This window comes from Rhizobium sp. BR 362 (assembly GCF_036528765.1).
GTDB lineage: Bacteria > Pseudomonadota > Alphaproteobacteria > Rhizobiales > Rhizobiaceae > Rhizobium.
In genome coordinates this window covers 16,636-32,604 of the sequence record NZ_JARWGH010000047.1, presented here as the reverse complement: position 1 = coordinate 32,604, position 15,969 = coordinate 16,636, and the positions used below count along the sequence as shown (strand labels likewise).

Sequence of the window (15,969 nt, the reverse complement as noted above, 5' to 3'; positions counted from 1 at the left end):
GCTGGGAAGTTGGTCGAGCTTGGCGACACGCCTTGATGCGCCGAAGCCAGCGACACCGCTTGCCTTGGGATCGTTTCCAAAGGCTCGTCCGCAAATACCTGCCACCGTGCCGGCTGATGCATCCGCATCCTGATGCTCGGCTTACCGTCACTACAGCCGATAGGAGCCGTATGCGGTAGTGCCGCACGTACGGAACTGACCGGGGGGCGATGGGTAACCATCGTCCCTACCGGGACCCCTGAACAATTCTCAAAACATTACGGCTGGTCTCCTAGCAAGGTTCGAAAACTCGCCAGGCAACTGGGCGCCTGTCGCATTATTGGCAACCGTATGGTTCTCCTCGACGAAGACGTAAGAGCCGTTCTTGAAGCCGCAAAGCCTGCGACAAAGCACGTCGTCCCTGCTCCCATCAAAGGAAGCTATGCGGAACTTCTCAAACTTCGTGCAAGAAGCGATCGGCGGCCTGCGCACCGCCTCCCCGACGATTACGTTTGACTGGAGGCCAGCGGTAGGTTGATGCGCAAGGCGCAGCCAATGTCACGCCATCTGTCAAGCGACACCGCCTCCACCGCTGCAGTAGTCAGCTCGCAAAATCCGATTTGAGGAGCGATATGATGTCGACTTCGATTTTGACTGCTTTGACGGTGCGCGCGGGCCTAAGCACGTTGGTGCTGAAGGTGGCGCAGCTTCTCCATTGACGCACGAAGCTTTCAGCGTCCGCTTGGTGACCAACCATTAGTCTGAACTTTACGGCGAGGCGGAATTCTGGCAAACTTCTGCCATCGTGGTCAGGACATGACGTCCTTTAGACCAAAGTTATCGGAGCTCCTTTCCATCCGATATCTCTCACTTCTCTGGCCCTGCGGATTCCCCTCAGGGCTTTCTTTTGTGCTGAGCCGTGCCGGGTGCCGAAATGATCGACGAAACCAGAGAATATCTGCTGGACAACCGAAGCAAGTTGTCATTCCAGATTGAGCGGGCGAAGCATCATCTTGCCGGCCTTGAGGCTGACGCGATCAAGATCATCAACAGCAAGGCTTCTCTGCCTGCGGCCGATATCGCCATCATTACCGGGGACTTGGCCGAGCACCTGAGAAGCGAGATCGAGGCGCTCTGCTGGGCGATCGACCACATTGATCACGAGCTGGAATATCTCGACGGCGATGATGAATTTGAGCCGTTCGCGGGGCGCGAGGCTCGTTCGCGCGATTGAACTATTTTTGCCGCTGTTTCAACGAGCGAAACCGTTTTCGGCGCTGATGTGATCCCAACTCGTCGGCAGGAAGAGAAGGAATTTGTCTGATTTAGTTGCCCGCACAACATCTCCACCTCGGGATGAATTCAAGCTCTCCTATATACTCTGGGCTTTCCTGTTTGTTCTCTACGCAGACGTCGTGAACGGCATAAGTTTCGCGTACGAGCTCTATTGGGACGGCGATATGCTGTGGCTCGGCCCCATGCTCGTCGCCTTTTTTGCGTGGCTCTTTTTCATCGTCTCGAATGCGATAAAGGGACGTTGGTGGCGGATGTTGTCAGTCGTGGTTGCGCCATTTCTTGGCGCTCTGCCAGTGATCGCCATTGCCTATCTAGGCGTTACCCCTGACCGCCTGCGCTTTGAGTATCGCAAGTCCGATTTTCTCAAGGACGTGAGAGACAGCGCAGCCGCTCACGGCCATCCCGTACTTATCAACTGGAGTTGGGGAGAAATTGCCGGCGGCTTCGGTGGATCAACCTTGGGATTCGACTTGATCTACGATGAGACTGATCAGATTGCGTCTCCGCCAACGACTTGGTCCGCGTCATTCCGAAGCCGATCGTTCGATCGGCAACCGCGTGAGCCCGGAAAGGACTACGGTCAAGGCAGTAGTTTGTTTCCGAGCGATGAGAACATCTCGGAGCCGACCATTGAGAGCATGGGCGGCCACTTCTATCTCGCATCGCAGTTGTTCGAGTAGATTCGACTCAGTGATTTGGCTTATCTGCCGGCGCTGGAGCGGATGAGGATCGCCAGGTGAATGGGACGGCGTAGCCGAGGAGACAGCCCCATTAGCCCACATTCATGAACTTCACCGCAACGCCGCGTAGTCAGGAACCTTTGCTGCAGCTAAAGGTTACGTCTCAAAGGAGCACTCCGATGAGCAACGATTTCAACAGGCCGAACCCAGATCTCAGAACGACACCGGTACGTCGGCAACCTTGGGTGCCATGGGTCGTCATTCTCGCGATTATTGTGGTCGCGGCTCTCGCCTGGGCTTTCTGGCCGCACACCAGCACGACAAACCCTAACGCCCCAGCCCAGACGACGACGACACAGCCGACCACCACAACGCCGCCCGCGACAGCACCCGCTCAAAACAATAAATAGCGGCATTGGGAGAAGACCATTCGAAGAATCGGATGCCAAAGCGCGTAACACGACTTTTGCGTGCTTTTGGAAATAAAAAGTTACCAAAACTGCTCGGACAGGGTTTGTGACCTTAAGTTTGGCCTTTGAGCATTCACTCGCGCATTCTAATATATTGCCATATTTCCTCCCCCCGCTGAAACGCAAGTAGGCGGGGGCTTTTTCTTTGCCATGTACCCATTTCCGGCGTACTGTGCCCCATCGATCGGCATTTTACGGCTACGATCGCTTGGGAGATCATACGCGCTTCTGCCTTATTCAGGAGGAACGCATGGCGTTTGATCTTAGTTATTTCCACGATTTTGAAGACGTTGACGCTCTGGTAGACGCTGTGAGCGGGTGTTGCAAAAGGCAGAATATCGACCCCATGAGCCCGAACGGTCGAAAACTAATCAGGGTTGTCCTTAACAGGCGACGATTGGTGGTCGCTGCCGCCCGAAGCCGGGAAGAGATCGCGCCATCCGAGTACCTTCATTAGCCGGTTGCCGTCGTCGCGAGCCCGAGAAAAAGCCCCTATCCGATCGGGATAGGGGCACAGTTTCCATGAAGTGCTCTGTTTCAATCGTCGGAGGCACACTTCCGACCGCTGAATTAGAACATGATAATGTCATCAATGATATACGTCCTTCGGCCTCGAAATGCGGCTGTTCGGGCATGGGGCGTACCCCGCTAGTATCCGGAGCCGACATTGCTATAAACCGCGACGTGAAGAAAGATTAGGGACGGTGTGCGCCGATACATTCACTGCAGCAAGGATTTTAAGGGACCGACGCAGGGGTCACGAAGATATCACGAACTGAGCGAGTCCGCTTGGGATTCGAGCAACCGTAAGTTAGTTTTCAGCGTGTTTGCTGGGAGAAATAGAACCAAATGACAGTCGCGACAAGAAAGGCATTGCTTGAGAAGATCGAGGCGGATCGAGGATCGAAGGCGTTACGCTACGTAACGGCGACCGCCCGCAGATGGAAACACAGATCGCGAACGACGCGTTCGACTATTTTGTCCAACACCTCGATAAGGTATGGCCGGCACAGAAAATTACATTCATACCTCACACTAATGGCGGCGATTCAGCGGCCGCATGCCGTATCATTAACCTGCTTCGCATTTTTTGCGACGACTTAGAGGTCCTCGTTCCGAATAAGGCCCACAGCGCGGGAACCCTGATCTCGCTCGGTGCCAATCGGATCATCATGACGAAGCAAGCAACGCTCGGCCCCATCGATCCGAGCCTGTCCGGTCCCTTGTCACCGATGGTGCCCGGCCAACCACACCAACGCGTTCCCGTAAGCGTCGAAGCAGTTCAAGGCTTCATCGACCTAGCGAAGTCAGAGCTTGGCGTCGTCGACGGACCATCGCTGGGAACAATTCTCAATAAACTTTCCGACCAAGTTCACCCGCTTGTTCTCGGCCAGATTTTCCGAAGCCGCAATCAAATCCGCGAGCTTGCAAAGAGGCTGCTTGAAAATCACGGCCTCAATGAGAGAAGAGGAAGCAGCTGCAGGCCTTCTCGACCAGGTCGATGGATGGGTGAAAACGCAGGACCGATCGGTGCAGATCGCCTATGAATATTCCGGCTCGTTCGTCAAATCGTTGCCGATGATGCAGGAGGGCTTTCAGGCGATGGGCTTCGCGCCCCAGCAGATCGACGACTTCTTCACCGCGGCGGCGAAGCTGTGACGTTCTGGAGCGGTCTTTAGTGAAATGGCCCCACCTCAAGGCAGTGAGGCAGGGCCGAGGAACCGGGTGTGGTTCATTGTGCGCGAGCAAATTTCCGGGGGGCGTTTTGCTCGCGCAACGGTCCGTTACCACACGATGAAACCAAACTGAATGCCGGTTGCTGCCGAAGCTATCCAAAAAAGGAAAAAACATCGTGGATCGCGCGAAATTCGTCGCCGCGGTGCGCCCACGGTCGTCAGTCGCGGATAGAGCCGATCCAGCGATCTTCAAGGGTGTTTCGCCTTCGGTCAACTCGCGATATTCAATGGCTGAGCCGTTGCTCGCTGATCGAGACCGCCATAGGGCGATACAAGTCCATCATCGGAAAACGTTTTGCGCGCAAGATCGTCTCCCGTGCAGCAGACCGAAGTCGCTATCGGCTGCGCCGTCCTCAACCGCATGCTTGCTTGCGCACGCCCGAAATCCGTCCGCCGTAGGGCAGCCACGCCATAGACAGCCGTTTCAAAGATCGCCATCCCCTCAAATCCCAATCCATGCACCAACGCCCCAAACACGGGATTGCATTCCGCGACGGGCCGACGAGATAATCTTTTCTTGCTGCCGCTAGCATTGTGTCACCTCCGCATTTAACCTTCGGATTTAGCAATGCTTAAGATTACCAGCAATGCGGTTGGCTACGTTGATCTGGGTCAACACCGCGGCGTGCTGCATGCTTGGGGAAGTGGGGCAGAGCGACGGTAGGTGCTCCAAACCTGCTGATTTAAGTTTGGCTGGTTTCGCGAGTGCCGCAGCATGGCGCACCGATCTCACTGTGTCGCCGACTTCCTGAACTCAAGAATGACAACCTATCTTGTTATCAGCCGAGCAGCCGGCTCTGCCGCTTTTATGCGGCTCCTAACTGCTACAGAGAACAAGCGGCACGAGAGACGCGTTCGCGTGCGCGCTCTAAGAACACAATATCGATTTCATCGTTGACAACCTGCTGGCAACGGAAATTACAAGATGTCCGCGAAATGCATAGTTGAGACGGCGGGAGCATCTCATTTGACGCGTCTGCACCGGGTTTGCGACACAGTTTTGTTGAGCAAACTCATTTTGTCTCAAGTTAAATAGCTGAAAAGCTGACAGGAAGTCTTTCGGTGTTTTTGGCACGAGCCTTGCAGCCCTGTAGCGAAACGGCGGGAGCTGCCGGCGAACATTCCTTTCTCGGCTAAATCCAGCGGACGGACCGGGGGCTACAAGAGCAACATGTCAGATATCTACCAGAGTACATTCTACCGGAGAAGGCATTGACCACAGCGTCAATCCCTTCCGCCATAGAGCGGATTATCCCGCGACTGAGGAGGACTTCTGATCCATAACGTCTTTAGCAATCCTCGACGCACACGGAAGCGAAGCAGTCGGTTCGAGGTCGGCATTGACACCGAATGTGTGCCCGAAATCCATATGCCCCAGCAAGAAGTGCGATTCACAGTGCTCAACAGTGGAAATAAGCTTGGGAATGCGAGCTCGTATCTGAACGGCAGCACGCCCTATTGGAGGACGAACCTTATTGTTTGTGCTGCCGGTTCGTTCACCACGACCGTTGCCATGACAATGTTACTTCCCTTCTTACCCCTATATATCCGGGAATTAGGCGTCAGCGACCAAGCATCCATAGCGCAGTTTTCGGGCGTGGCGTACGGCGTGACTTTCCTTGCGGCCGCACTGGTTGCCCCGCTCTGGGGAAGACTTGCCGACCGCTACGGTCGGAAGGCGATGATGGTTCGCGCAAGCTTGGGCGTGGTCGCAGCGATGGCCTTGATGGGTGTAGCTCAAGATGTATGGCAGTTGCTGGCTATGAGATTTTTAGCCGGTCTACTCGGAGGCTACTCGTCTGGATCATATGCTTTGGTAGCGACACAGGTTCCCAAAGACCGTATTGGCTGGGCGTTGGGGTTCTTGGCCACGGGGATTATGGGGGGCAACCTCGTCGGCCCGCTGATCGGCGGATTTCTACCAACATTAATCGGCATTCGAGAAACGTTCTTTTTGACTGCGGCATTAGTCTTCCTCACTTTTGTTGCCAGCGCATTTTTGATCAGAGAGAATTTCAATGCTCGAACGACAGAGCGTGAACACTCCAACAGTTGGTCGACGATCCCAAGCAGGAGGCCTGTCTTGGCAATGCTGGCGACGGGCTTGCTTCTGATGATCGCCAATATGTCCATTGAACCAATAACAGCGATTTACATTTCGCAACTCGTCGAGCCAAATCGTCATGTTACCCTTTGGGCCGGTCTGGTCATTTCGGGTACAGCGTTTGGGAGTGTTCTTTCCGCCTCGCACCTTGGAAGACTAGCAGATCGCGTCGGGCACTGGAAAGTTATCGTTGTCGCAATGTGCATCGCTGCGGCACTCCTTCTGTCACAAGCTTTCGTTACGAACGTTTTGGAGTTGGTGGGGCTGCGAATATTGATGGGGCTCGTTTTAGGGGGCTTGCTACCTTGTATCGGCAGCGTGATACGCCACAGCGTCCCCGAGCAAGCCGTCGGCGCGATCCTCGGCTGGTCGACATCGGCGCAGCACGCGGGTCAAGTGCTCGGCCCGGCCATTGGCGGCGTATTAGCTGCTCATGCCGGTATACATTCAGTGTTCTTTTTTACGTCATTCCTAATGCTCGTCGGAGGTTTTATTGCTTGGAGCAATCGACCTTAAGAGACAGGGCTAAGGACCGCGAGCCCATTAGCCAATCTGCACGAATTGCAGCGAGCCAGCCCGCAGCGGCTTAGCCTTATGGCCTGTAGACGCCGGATTTGGCGTGGCGCCGAGCTTCGAGCAGTTCGTCACTCTACGGCCACTGCGATCACTGTCCGCGGTCCATTCCGCAATGTGACGGCGCAGTGCTGGGCTATATGCGCGGTCATCGCCCGTTCAGGCGATACAAGACGCTCGCCCTTTCATGTATGTTTCCTTGCAATACACGCGCCGTCTCGGACACCAATGTCCAGGCGAGGCGTCGCAATTCGGCTGCTCCGGAGGGAAAAATGCGCAAGGCAATTCTGGTGGTAAGCGCGGCGGCCGCTCTCGCATGCTCGGGCGCCGCATCGGCGCAGTCGCTCCCCCAGCCCGTTCAGGCGGCGATCGACGAGTCCAAGAAAGACTGCGGAGGGCCTGCCAAGCTTGAAAAGGGCTTCGTCAGCATCAAGGACATCAACGGCGATCAGGTTCCGGATTACATTCTTGATTACGCTCATTTGAAATGTGTCGGCATGCCTTCATCCTTTTGCGGTTCGGCTGGATGCGAGACGCAGATTTTCGTGGCCAAACCCGACAAAAGTTACAAATCCATCTTTGACGACTATGTGCAGGGCATAGGCTTTGTCGAGATCGCAGGGCGACCGGCGATCAAGCTTGCCCTGCATGGAAGTAGCTGCGGCCGCGCCGGGTCCGACACCTGCTATTCGACCCTGTACTGGAACGGCAGGGATTTCAAACCGGAGCAAGGAAAAAGCGATCAGCCTGCCACGGAAAAAGCGACGGCCGCGGGCGGTGACCTGGACGTCCAAATTCTGGAAGAGGGCGGAGACGGTCAGGTGGCAAACTGCTCGAGCAACATGGTTGCCGGACTAAAAGCCAACGGGGACGGCTTTCTCGCAATAAGGTCCGGGCCTGGCAGCCAGTACCGCCAGCTTGGCGAACTTCACAATGGCGATATGGTCATCGCCTTCCAGCAGCGCGGACAGTGGGCCGGTGTCGTCTACGGGAGCGAGACCCCCAATGTGAGATGCCATTCAACGAAAACGCACCCCCTGCCCTATAAGAACAAGGGCTGGGTCAACGCGAATTGGCTCAAACTCGTTGCCAACTGACCGGGCGTTGTGTTGGCATTCGTTCGCATCTGCCAAACATTGGGCGGCGCAAATATGGGCACAGGATGGTTCGCATTTACTGTATCCTGAAGCGTACGCGACAGTGCCGTATCGCTCTGAGGTAATTGCCTCTTTTGTTTTTGAAAATGTCGGGTCACCAATCCACTTCGTCGACACATTTTGACGACCAGTCGTTGTGGACGATGAATGGTCGGTTCTTCGGCAAAGGCCCCAGGCAAGCGCCGGAACTCGATCAGCCCGCCCCTCCCAACCGACGCCTGAATATACCGCAACTTGTCCCCGCCAGAGTGAGTACCTTCACGCTCTGCTGCGACTCATTGACATGGCGGGGCTCGCCCATTATGTTACATGTAACAATCACATTGGAGTTTGATCATGGCAAGCTCGGTCAACGAACGAGTTCAAAAGCGCCGTGAGACGTTGCGCGCCGCTGGGCTGCGTCCTGTGCAAATATGGGTTCCCGATACTCGTCGCCCTGGTTTTGCCGCCGAATGCCATCGTCAGTCCGTTCAGGTAGCCCTTGCCGATGCCGCCGATCCCGGTCTGCAAGACTTCCTTGACGCCGCTCTCGATGACCTGGACGACGAGGGTGAAGCGTGAGGCGCGGTGACATTGTGACCGTCGCAATCAGCGGTGATTTCGGCAAGCCGCGTCCAGCACTAATCATCCAGGCCGATCAGTTTGATGCAACTGGAACGATCACTGTCCTGCTGATCTCCAGCACACTGGTCGACGCGCCGCTCATTCGACCAACCATTCAGCCGACAGTGCAAAGCGGATTGCGAAAAGCCTCGCAAGTGATGGTGGACAAAGCCATGTCCGTGAAACGGGATAGAATTGGCACAACGATCGGTCGCCTGGAAGATGATGCGCTCCTGGCGGTCACAAGATCGCTCGCCGTTTTTTTAGGTGTTGCTTAAAGATGAACCCATCCGGGGTGCTGGTAGCCCGGCATAACTGCATCCGCGTCCCCGTGTACCACGCCGGAAAGTGCCTACCGGCGCTCGGATAGCTCCACCTGGCGGAGATCGTGGCCATCGAAGTACAGAAGATCGAAGGCGTAGAAAATCGCCTCCCCCGAACTCCGTTTACCGCCGCGACCGCCCAGCGCCTGCTGAAGGGCACGGAAGTCTGACCGTCTTACCTCATCAAGAACAACCGCCTCGCGATCGAGGATGGCGTTCCCACCGATCTCACCTGCTGCCGCGGCAATCGATGGAAAGCGATGTGTCCAATCATGGCACCACGCGTAAGGATGCGAACACGCTGCGGCTCGATATGGACGGCCAAGCGGGATCCGTCCCATTTGATCTCATAGACCCAATCGGCACCCTTCGGCGGCTTCGAGCAGTGCAAGGCATGGCTCGACCCGTTCCGGCATTGGGTCAAATGGAAAGCGTGGCTGGCCCTGCCGCTTCTCGCGCAGCGGACTAACCCCTATTCCTTCCGTTATCCAAGATTAAAGTTTGTGTTTAATAGCCTGGCTGAGGCGCTTTGCGCCCTCAACAAGAGTGGTGGGGTGGCCTGCGAAAGTTAGCCGCAGGAAAGAGCCTTCTGGGTCCGCAGGAAACCATGGGCGACCAGCGCCAACGATAACGTCGTTCCGGGCCAGGTCTGCAGCGAGTGCGACATCGCAGACGTGATCCGGCAAGCGTAGCCAAAGGTGCATGCCTCCGGTCGGGACCTGGAACGTCACGCAATCCCCAACTTCCTCGCGCAGCACCCCGACGAGGACATCGCGCCGCTCGATTAGGGCAGCGCGGACGGCCTTGAGATGAGGCTTCCATCTTGGCGCGGAGACAACGGCCAAAGCCGCCGCTTGCAAGGGACCGGAAACAAAAAAGTCTTGACTCACGCGAGCCACCTTCAGCCGTGCCAGGGCAGCTCCCCTTGCGATAACGGCTGCGACCCTCAAACCGGGTGCAGCCGATTTGGCAAGGGACCTAATATAAACAACGTGTCCATGGCGATCAGCCGTCGCAAGCGGAGCCGGTGCGTTGCCTGCCAGATCGAGATCGCGCGCCCAGTCGTCCTCGATGATGAAGGCGCCCGCCTGCCTTTGCAGCAATGTCGAGGACAGCAGCTCGCCGCTCATTCGACATGACGACGCCCGAAGGATTGGAGAAGGTTGGTTGGCTGTAAAAGACCCGGGCCCCCGTCTGTTCGAAGGCGTCCTCCAGCAGTTCCGGTCGCACTCCGTTTTCGTCAATGGCTACGGGAATGACTTCAAGACCCGCCGCCCGGGCAGCCGACATAGCGCCAGTATAGGTCGGCGTCTCCACAAGAATGGGACGTCCAGGCGGCACAAGTGCCCGTAGCGTCGCAGTGATCGCCGCCTGTCCGCCGTTGCATATGATGACATCGTGGGGTGAGAACACGGCGCCGTTTCCGATCTCGCGCGCGAACCACGCCCGCAATGACTGAAGACCCTCGATCGGCAGTCTATCCCAAAGATCGACACGACCTGCGGCTCGACGGAGCGCGTGTGCCAAAAGGCCAGACGCCTGTAGATCAGGCGGCAGGTAGCCCATGCTCAAGATCAAGCCGTCGGCTGGTGGAAGCGTCAATGAAGTTTCCAAAAAACCACCGTCTCCCCGCGCAGCTCCAAGCGCGACAGATTGCCAAGATAGGTCGACAACCTCGGCGGGACTTGCGGGCCCCTCGCGAACGAAGGTTCCTTTGCCCGGGCGAGCCTCGATCAGGAGCCACCTCACTTCAACGGGAATCCGGGCCGCGCCTCCGTTGCGATGGCACGCGGTTCGAGTTTTTTGAGGATGCGATATCGGCCGGTCGCCTGGAGTTGCTGCACCATATCGTCCTCACTTAAAGCAGCTGACCGTTGGCGCTTGGCAGGCAATGAAGCAGCTGCCTTCGCGGAAGGTGTCTCACTTGAAACAAACAAATCGAACTGCTGCGTCACTCAGTCCCCGACGTTATCTTAGAACGAACTCTCCAGACTGCTGTCCGGCAAATCGGTATAGGCCATCTCCTCCAAAAAATCAGGAGAAAAAGCACAGGATAACGGCGATGTAGCTGATCTGACATGCGTCACAGCCCGACCGTAACGCCTCTCACACAATGATGCATGTTGGTCTACTCAGTGAGTCCTAGACAGGATCGCCGGTCCAGTCTTCATGTCTATGGCGTATTCGGATCACGAAAATTGCTCCGTTTTCCTCGATCTTGTAGACAATAGGATGGGCCTCGAACGGATGAATTCTAACGGTGGCGAAATCTCTTCCAGCTCACGTGCCATTCGCGGGTTGGCGGCAATGAGGTCAAGCACAGCGAACAAGTCATCATGATATCGCCTCGCCTGTGTGGATCCGAACATGCTTACACCTTGTTCGGCGATCGCAATGATGTCCTCTTCCGCCTCAACTGAAAGGCTAAAATTAAAATGCATTATCTGCTGCCGCGCATAGTATCCACACGCGCGACTGCCGCAACAAAGAAGGCGCCGAGCTTCGCACTTGACCGCAGGAGGCAATATCAATGACAGGCCGAGGGTTGGAATTCGCGTGATTTGATCGACAACGAGAAGCGTTTGCCAAAAACGCCTCCAGTCCCGATCAAGGTGTGGGTTCGATGACTTTATGCTGAGATGGAGTCATCTCTAGGGATTTCCCTGTATCGCCGCCGAGATCGCCTGGCAAATTACTGAACTCCGTCTCTCGCCCGCAGGTCGCATGGCGTCGAAGCGCTCGGCGATTGAACGATTTGAGCAAATTTTGCAGGTCGTCGACGAAGGTGAAGATGACCGGGATAATGATGAGGCTGAGCAGCGTTGATATCATCACGCCTCCGATCACCACAATGGCCATCGGCTGCCGGAAGCTGGAATCCCCACCCGACAGGCTGAGCGCGGCCGGCAGCATGCCCGAGGCCATGGCAAGGGTGGTCATGACGATCGGCCGCGCCCGCTTGTGGCAGGCATCGACGAGCGCATCGAACCGGGACATGCCTCGGCGACGTGACATGATCGCATATTCGATGAGAAGGATGGAGTTCTTCGTCACAACGCCCATCAGCATGAGAAGGCCGATGACGGCAGGCATCGAGAAACTGGTGCCGGTCAGCACGAGTGGCACCAGCGCGCCGCCGAGCGAGAGCGGCAGGGCCATCAGCAGCGTGAGCGGCTGCAGGAAATCGTGGAACAGCAGGACGAGCACGGCATAGATGCAGAACACACCGATCGCCATCGCAAGCGCGAAGCTCTGGAACAGCTCGGAGCTGCGCTGCAACTCGCCCTGTTCCACCAGCGTAACGCCTGGCGGCAGATGCTGGAGAGCCGGCAGCGCCTTCGCCTCGCGGTTGACATCGCCCAGAATGCGGCCGTTGAGTTCGACGGAAACGGTGACATTGCGCATGCGGTCGATACGGTCGATCTCCGAAGGGCTGCCGCCGATGCGGACATCGGCAATCGATCCGAGATCGACATTGCCATTGGTGCCGGCCACCCGCATGGTCTTGATATCATCCAGACTGGTGCGCGTTTCCGGCGAGAAGCGGACGACGATCGGGATCTGGCGTTGCGGCAGGTTGAGCTTCGGCAGGTCGGAGGAATATTCCCCATTTGTCGCCACGCGCACGGCGCTGGCGATCGCATTCGACGTTACCCCGAGCGCTGCGGCGCGCGCAAAGTCGGGCGTGATCTGAATTTCCGGCGCCTGCCTTGCGGCCGTTGATGTCACCGCACCGATGCCATGCAGCGTGCGCAACTGCTCCTCGAGCGCCGTGCTTGCGCTATCGAGCGCACTGGCATCGTCGCTGGCCAGAGTGAACTCGAGCTTGGTACCGTTGCCGATACCGACCGCCACACGCACTCCGGGGAGGACGGAGAGCGCCTGCCGGATATCGTTTTCGATCTCCGACTGCTTGCGGTCGCGCTCATCAATCGGCGTCAGCGTGGCGACGATCGCGGCAGACCCGACACTGCTCCTGGCGACCGTCGCACCACCGCCCGAGGATCCCGAGCCGATAGCCGCAAACACATGTGTCACGTCGGGAATCTCACTGAGAATATCTGCGGCCTTCCTGGTTGCGGCGTCGGTTTGCTCGACAGTGGCGCCGGGCTGCAGGGTGAGCGTGATCTGCGTCCGCGAGTCGTCAGCGGCTGGCAGGTATCCCGTTCTTAAGAGGGGGATAACGGAAAGCGAAACCGCAACGACGACGGCAGTCACGGCCACTGTTGTCTTCCGGTGATCGAGGGCAGCCTTCGCGAGCGCCATATAGGCGCGCATGATTCGGCCATCCTTCTGCTCCGACGGATGAGCCTTCATGAAATAGGCTGCCATCATGGGGGTAAGCAGACGCGCAACGACAAGCGAGGCAACGACGGCAACAGCGGCGGTGATGCCGAACTGACGGAACAGGAGGCCCGGTATGCCGCTCATGAATGCCGTCGGCAGGAAGACGGCGACCAGCGTGAAGGTGGTGGCGATGACGGCCAGCCCGATCTCGTTGGCCGCCTCCATCGCGGCATCGATCGGCCGCTTGCCCATCTGCAGGTGGCGGGCAATGTTTTCAATCTCGACGATGGCGTCGTCGACGAGAATACCTACCACAAGCGACAGCGCCAGCAAGGTGACGACGTTCAGACTGAAGCCCGCCAGGTACATGACCAGAAAGGTCGGTATGACCGACAAGGGCAGTGCCACAGCCGACAGGATCGTCGCGCGCCAGTCCCGAAGGAAGAGCCAGACAACCACGATCGCCAGGATCGCACCCTCATACAGTATGTGCATCGCGCCGTCATAATTGCCGAGAATTGACCCGATCAGGCTGTAGACTGCATGGATCTGCACATTGGGATGCGACGCTGCGAAATTTTTCATTGCCGTGTTAACGTCAGCCGAAACGCTGCTGTCGGAAAACCCGTTCGAACGCTTGATTTCGACGGCGATCACCGGCTTGCCGTCGAGATAGGCCATCGAGGTGCGCTCCGCGAAGCTGTCCTTGACCGAGGCGATGTCGTCGAGTCGGGCCTGCTGCCCGTTAGCGAGCGGTATAGTGAGCTCCCTCAGGGCCTCGACCGACTCTACGGCGCCGAGCGTGCGCAATGTCTGACGCTTGCCGCCGACTTCGCCAAGGCCGCCAGACTTGTCGGCTTGCACGGCCTTCAACTGCGCTGATACCGTCGCGGCGGTGACGCCGAACGACGCCATCGTCGAAGGATCGAGATCGACATGGACCTCGCGATCGATCCCGCCGATGCGGTTGACCTGGCCGACGCCCGGGACCGATAGCAGTGCCTTGGTCAGATCGTTATCGACAAACCAGGAGAGTTCGGTCTCGTTGAGAGCGGTCGAGCGGACGGCATAGGTGACAAGTGCGGAGCTTTGGACGGTGGCCTTCGTAATGATCGGCGTCGCCATCTGTGCCGGCAGATCGGCCTTGACGCTATCGACGGCATTGCGGACCTCATTGAGGGCCGTTTCGCTGTCTTTCTGCAGCTTGAAGGATACCTTGGTCGAGACGGTGCCGTCGGTGATCGTCGTGAGAATATGATCGAGATGGCTCAAGGAGGTGAGGCTATCCTCGATGGTGCGGGCAACCTCCGTCTCGAGCTGCGTCGGCGCAGCGCCGTCGAGCGTGGCGGTGACACTGATGGTCGGCAGGTCCATATCCGGAAAGTACTGAACCGCCAGCTGTTTGAATGCCCAAAGCCCGCCAAATCCAAACATCACAAACAGCAATATCGCTGGTATGGGATTGCGGATCGAGAAGGCGGAGAAGTTCATCAGTTCGCCTCCGCAATCTTCACGAGGTCATTGTCCGACAGAAAGGCACCGCCTGACGTCACGACCTTCGACGACCGATCGATGCCGAAGACGATCTCGACTTCACCATTGTTGCGGCGGCCGGTTTCGACGCGGACCCGTCGCACCCGCTTGTCCTCGCCGGCGGTGAAGACGTAGCTGATGCCATCCCGGAACACGATTGCCGTCTCGGGGACGGTGAGCGCCGGTGTGGTCTGCAACTCGATGCTGCCCGTGACGTAGAGGCCGGTCCGCGGACGAATGTCGGCGGGAAGCGCGACATAGACGATCGCCCGGCTGGTGTCGGTGCTGACCGAGGGTCCGACAAGCCGCACCTTGCCGGCAATGACGTGACCTTCCGGCCCGTTGATCCTAACGCTCAAGCCTTCCGAAATGCGCGGCAGATAACGCGCCGATACTTCGGCCTGCCATTCGACACGCTGCTGGCGCACCATGCGGAAGAGCTCGGTGCCGGTGGAGACGACGGCGCCGAGATCGGCCGAACGCGAGGTTATGAGGCCATCGTCGGCGGCGGTGATAGTCGTCTGCGCAAGCTTGATCTTTTCGCCGTCGAGCGCGGCTTCCTCGGATGTCAGGCTTGCCGTCGCCGTCTGCTCGTCGGCCAGATATCCAGTGATTTTCTCGTCGGCGAGGGCCCCCGAAGTGCTGAGCTGGCGTGCACGATCCGCATTCGCCTTGGCCTTTGTCAGATTTGCCTTGGCAGTCACGACAGCCGCCTCCTGCTTGCGAAGGTCCGCCAGCACGCTCTCCTGCGAAAGCCGGGCCAGCGTCTGCCCCTTCGTGACCACGGACCCGACATCCGCCAGGACGTCGGTGATGCGCAGGCCACTCGTTTCGGACGCGATGATTGCTTCCTGCCAGGGCTTCAACCAGCCGCTCGCGGGAACGGTCTCCGGCCAGTCCCGTATTGCCGGCGCCGTCAGAGAAACCGTCAGAGCGGGTGCGGCCGCCTGTTCAGCCATGCTATTGGCGCAGGGAAACTGGAGTGCTGCACAGACAAGAACGGCAGCGAGTAGAAGACACGGTTTTCTCAAATGGCAATTCCTCGCAGTTCACGGGTGTCCGCGCTCAACCGTGGCGTCAAAAATGTCGGCTGTTGTGGTGCAAAGTTGAAATGCCTGACGGTCTCGAAGGTGACAAAACTCAACTGTTCAAAACATCTTGGCGACACCAGTGATGTCGGGCTATTCCGCCGTCCAAAGCAGCAGTTTTTTGTCGGCGACTCCGTCAG

14 protein-coding genes and 3 pseudogenes are annotated in these 15,969 nt (G+C 57.7%); 10 read left to right on the top strand and 7 right to left on the bottom strand.

Annotated features, from left to right (window positions below):
* The first annotated feature begins 913 nt into the window (after nucleotides 1-913).
* The 10 genes and pseudogenes from QDY28_RS28405 to QDY28_RS28360 all read left to right on the top strand — a co-directional run bounded on the left by QDY28_RS28405 (nucleotide 914) and on the right by QDY28_RS28360 (nucleotide 8,876).
* Nucleotides 914-1,213: a hypothetical protein gene (locus tag QDY28_RS28405; RefSeq protein WP_210320789.1), complete on the top strand. Its 300-nt coding sequence runs from the start codon at nucleotides 914-916 to the stop codon at nucleotides 1,211-1,213.
* Nucleotides 1,214-1,295: 82 nt separating this feature from the next.
* Complete coding sequence (locus tag QDY28_RS28400) at nucleotides 1,296-1,955, top strand: hypothetical protein (protein WP_184806054.1); 660 nt, start codon at nucleotides 1,296-1,298, stop codon at nucleotides 1,953-1,955.
* 179 nt (nucleotides 1,956-2,134) lie between these two features.
* Nucleotides 2,135-2,365 (top strand): hypothetical protein, encoded by a 231-nt coding sequence (locus QDY28_RS28395; protein WP_184806051.1) that lies wholly within the window; start codon nucleotides 2,135-2,137, stop codon nucleotides 2,363-2,365.
* Between the two features lie 1,001 nt (nucleotides 2,366-3,366).
* On the top strand, nucleotides 3,367-3,972 hold the full coding sequence (locus QDY28_RS28390) for an SDH family Clp fold serine proteinase (protein WP_184806048.1): 606 nt from the start codon (nucleotides 3,367-3,369) through the stop codon (nucleotides 3,970-3,972).
* Nucleotides 3,956-4,084, top strand: coding sequence for a hypothetical protein (locus tag QDY28_RS28385; protein WP_331384605.1), 129 nt, complete (start codon nucleotides 3,956-3,958; stop codon nucleotides 4,082-4,084). The genes QDY28_RS28390 and QDY28_RS28385 overlap by 17 nt, the downstream gene beginning before the upstream one ends.
* 320 nt (nucleotides 4,085-4,404) lie before the next feature.
* Nucleotides 4,405-4,576: pseudogene (locus QDY28_RS28380) on the top strand (IS5/IS1182 family transposase); the annotation flags it as partial.
* Nucleotides 4,577-5,530: 954 nt separating this feature from the next.
* A complete protein-coding gene (locus tag QDY28_RS28375; RefSeq protein WP_120764322.1) occupies nucleotides 5,531-6,781 on the top strand; it encodes an MFS transporter in 1,251 nt (416 codons plus the stop codon).
* 329 nt (nucleotides 6,782-7,110) lie between these two features.
* On the top strand, nucleotides 7,111-7,935 hold the full coding sequence (locus QDY28_RS28370; protein ID WP_246802362.1) for a hypothetical protein: 825 nt from the start codon (nucleotides 7,111-7,113) through the stop codon (nucleotides 7,933-7,935).
* 396 nt (nucleotides 7,936-8,331) lie between these two features.
* Nucleotides 8,332-8,556 (top strand): antitoxin MazE family protein, encoded by a 225-nt coding sequence (locus QDY28_RS28365; RefSeq protein ID WP_120764323.1) that lies wholly within the window; start codon nucleotides 8,332-8,334, stop codon nucleotides 8,554-8,556.
* Nucleotides 8,553-8,876, top strand: coding sequence for a type II toxin-antitoxin system PemK/MazF family toxin (locus QDY28_RS28360; protein ID WP_004119734.1), 324 nt, complete (start codon nucleotides 8,553-8,555; stop codon nucleotides 8,874-8,876). The genes QDY28_RS28365 and QDY28_RS28360 overlap by 4 nt, the downstream gene beginning before the upstream one ends.
* A 77-nt stretch (nucleotides 8,877-8,953) precedes the next feature.
* Here the strand turns inward: QDY28_RS28360 and QDY28_RS28355 are convergent.
* The 7 genes and pseudogenes from QDY28_RS28355 to QDY28_RS28330 all read right to left on the bottom strand — a co-directional run.
* A pseudogene (locus QDY28_RS28355) lies at nucleotides 8,954-9,337 on the bottom strand (ATP-dependent DNA ligase); the annotation flags it as partial.
* Nucleotides 9,338-9,415: 78 nt separating this feature from the next.
* Entirely contained in the window at nucleotides 9,416-10,024 is a 609-nt protein-coding gene (locus QDY28_RS31110; protein WP_350223756.1) for an aminotransferase class I/II-fold pyridoxal phosphate-dependent enzyme, read from the bottom strand.
* Nucleotides 9,927-10,523, bottom strand: coding sequence for an aminotransferase class I/II-fold pyridoxal phosphate-dependent enzyme (locus QDY28_RS28350; protein ID WP_092576572.1), 597 nt, complete (start codon nucleotides 10,521-10,523; stop codon nucleotides 9,927-9,929). The genes QDY28_RS31110 and QDY28_RS28350 overlap by 98 nt, the downstream gene beginning before the upstream one ends.
* Before the next feature lie 143 nt (nucleotides 10,524-10,666).
* Entirely contained in the window at nucleotides 10,667-10,876 is a 210-nt protein-coding gene (locus QDY28_RS28345) for a hypothetical protein (protein ID WP_135488292.1), read from the bottom strand.
* A 187-nt stretch (nucleotides 10,877-11,063) separates the two neighbouring features.
* Nucleotides 11,064-11,362 (bottom strand): annotated as a pseudogene (locus QDY28_RS28340) (type II toxin-antitoxin system RelE/ParE family toxin).
* Between the two features lie 166 nt (nucleotides 11,363-11,528).
* A complete protein-coding gene (locus tag QDY28_RS28335; protein ID WP_184806039.1) occupies nucleotides 11,529-14,699 on the bottom strand; it encodes an efflux RND transporter permease subunit in 3,171 nt (1,056 codons plus the stop codon).
* On the bottom strand, nucleotides 14,699-15,772 hold the full coding sequence (locus tag QDY28_RS28330; RefSeq protein WP_184806036.1) for an efflux RND transporter periplasmic adaptor subunit: 1,074 nt from the start codon (nucleotides 15,770-15,772) through the stop codon (nucleotides 14,699-14,701). The genes QDY28_RS28335 and QDY28_RS28330 overlap by 1 nt, the downstream gene beginning before the upstream one ends.
* Between the last annotated feature and the right edge of the window lie 197 nt (nucleotides 15,773-15,969).

What these genes read in the sequence shown, in the direction of transcription:
- QDY28_RS28405 (WP_210320789.1), top strand. Translation starts at nt 914, where the DNA reads ATGATCGACGAAACCAGAGAATATCTGCTGGACAACCGAAGCAAGTTG.
- QDY28_RS28395 (WP_184806051.1), top strand. Translation starts at nt 2,135, where the DNA reads ATGAGCAACGATTTCAACAGGCCGAACCCAGATCTCAGAACGACACCG.
- QDY28_RS28390 (WP_184806048.1), top strand. Translation starts at nt 3,367, where the DNA reads ATGGAAACACAGATCGCGAACGACGCGTTCGACTATTTTGTCCAACAC.
- QDY28_RS28375 (WP_120764322.1), top strand. Translation starts at nt 5,531, where the DNA reads ATGCCCCAGCAAGAAGTGCGATTCACAGTGCTCAACAGTGGAAATAAG.
- QDY28_RS28370 (WP_246802362.1), top strand. Translation starts at nt 7,111, where the DNA reads ATGCGCAAGGCAATTCTGGTGGTAAGCGCGGCGGCCGCTCTCGCATGC.
- QDY28_RS28365 (WP_120764323.1), top strand. Translation starts at nt 8,332, where the DNA reads ATGGCAAGCTCGGTCAACGAACGAGTTCAAAAGCGCCGTGAGACGTTG.
- QDY28_RS28335 (WP_184806039.1), bottom strand. Translation starts at nt 14,699, where the DNA reads ATGAACTTCTCCGCCTTCTCGATCCGCAATCCCATACCAGCGATATTG.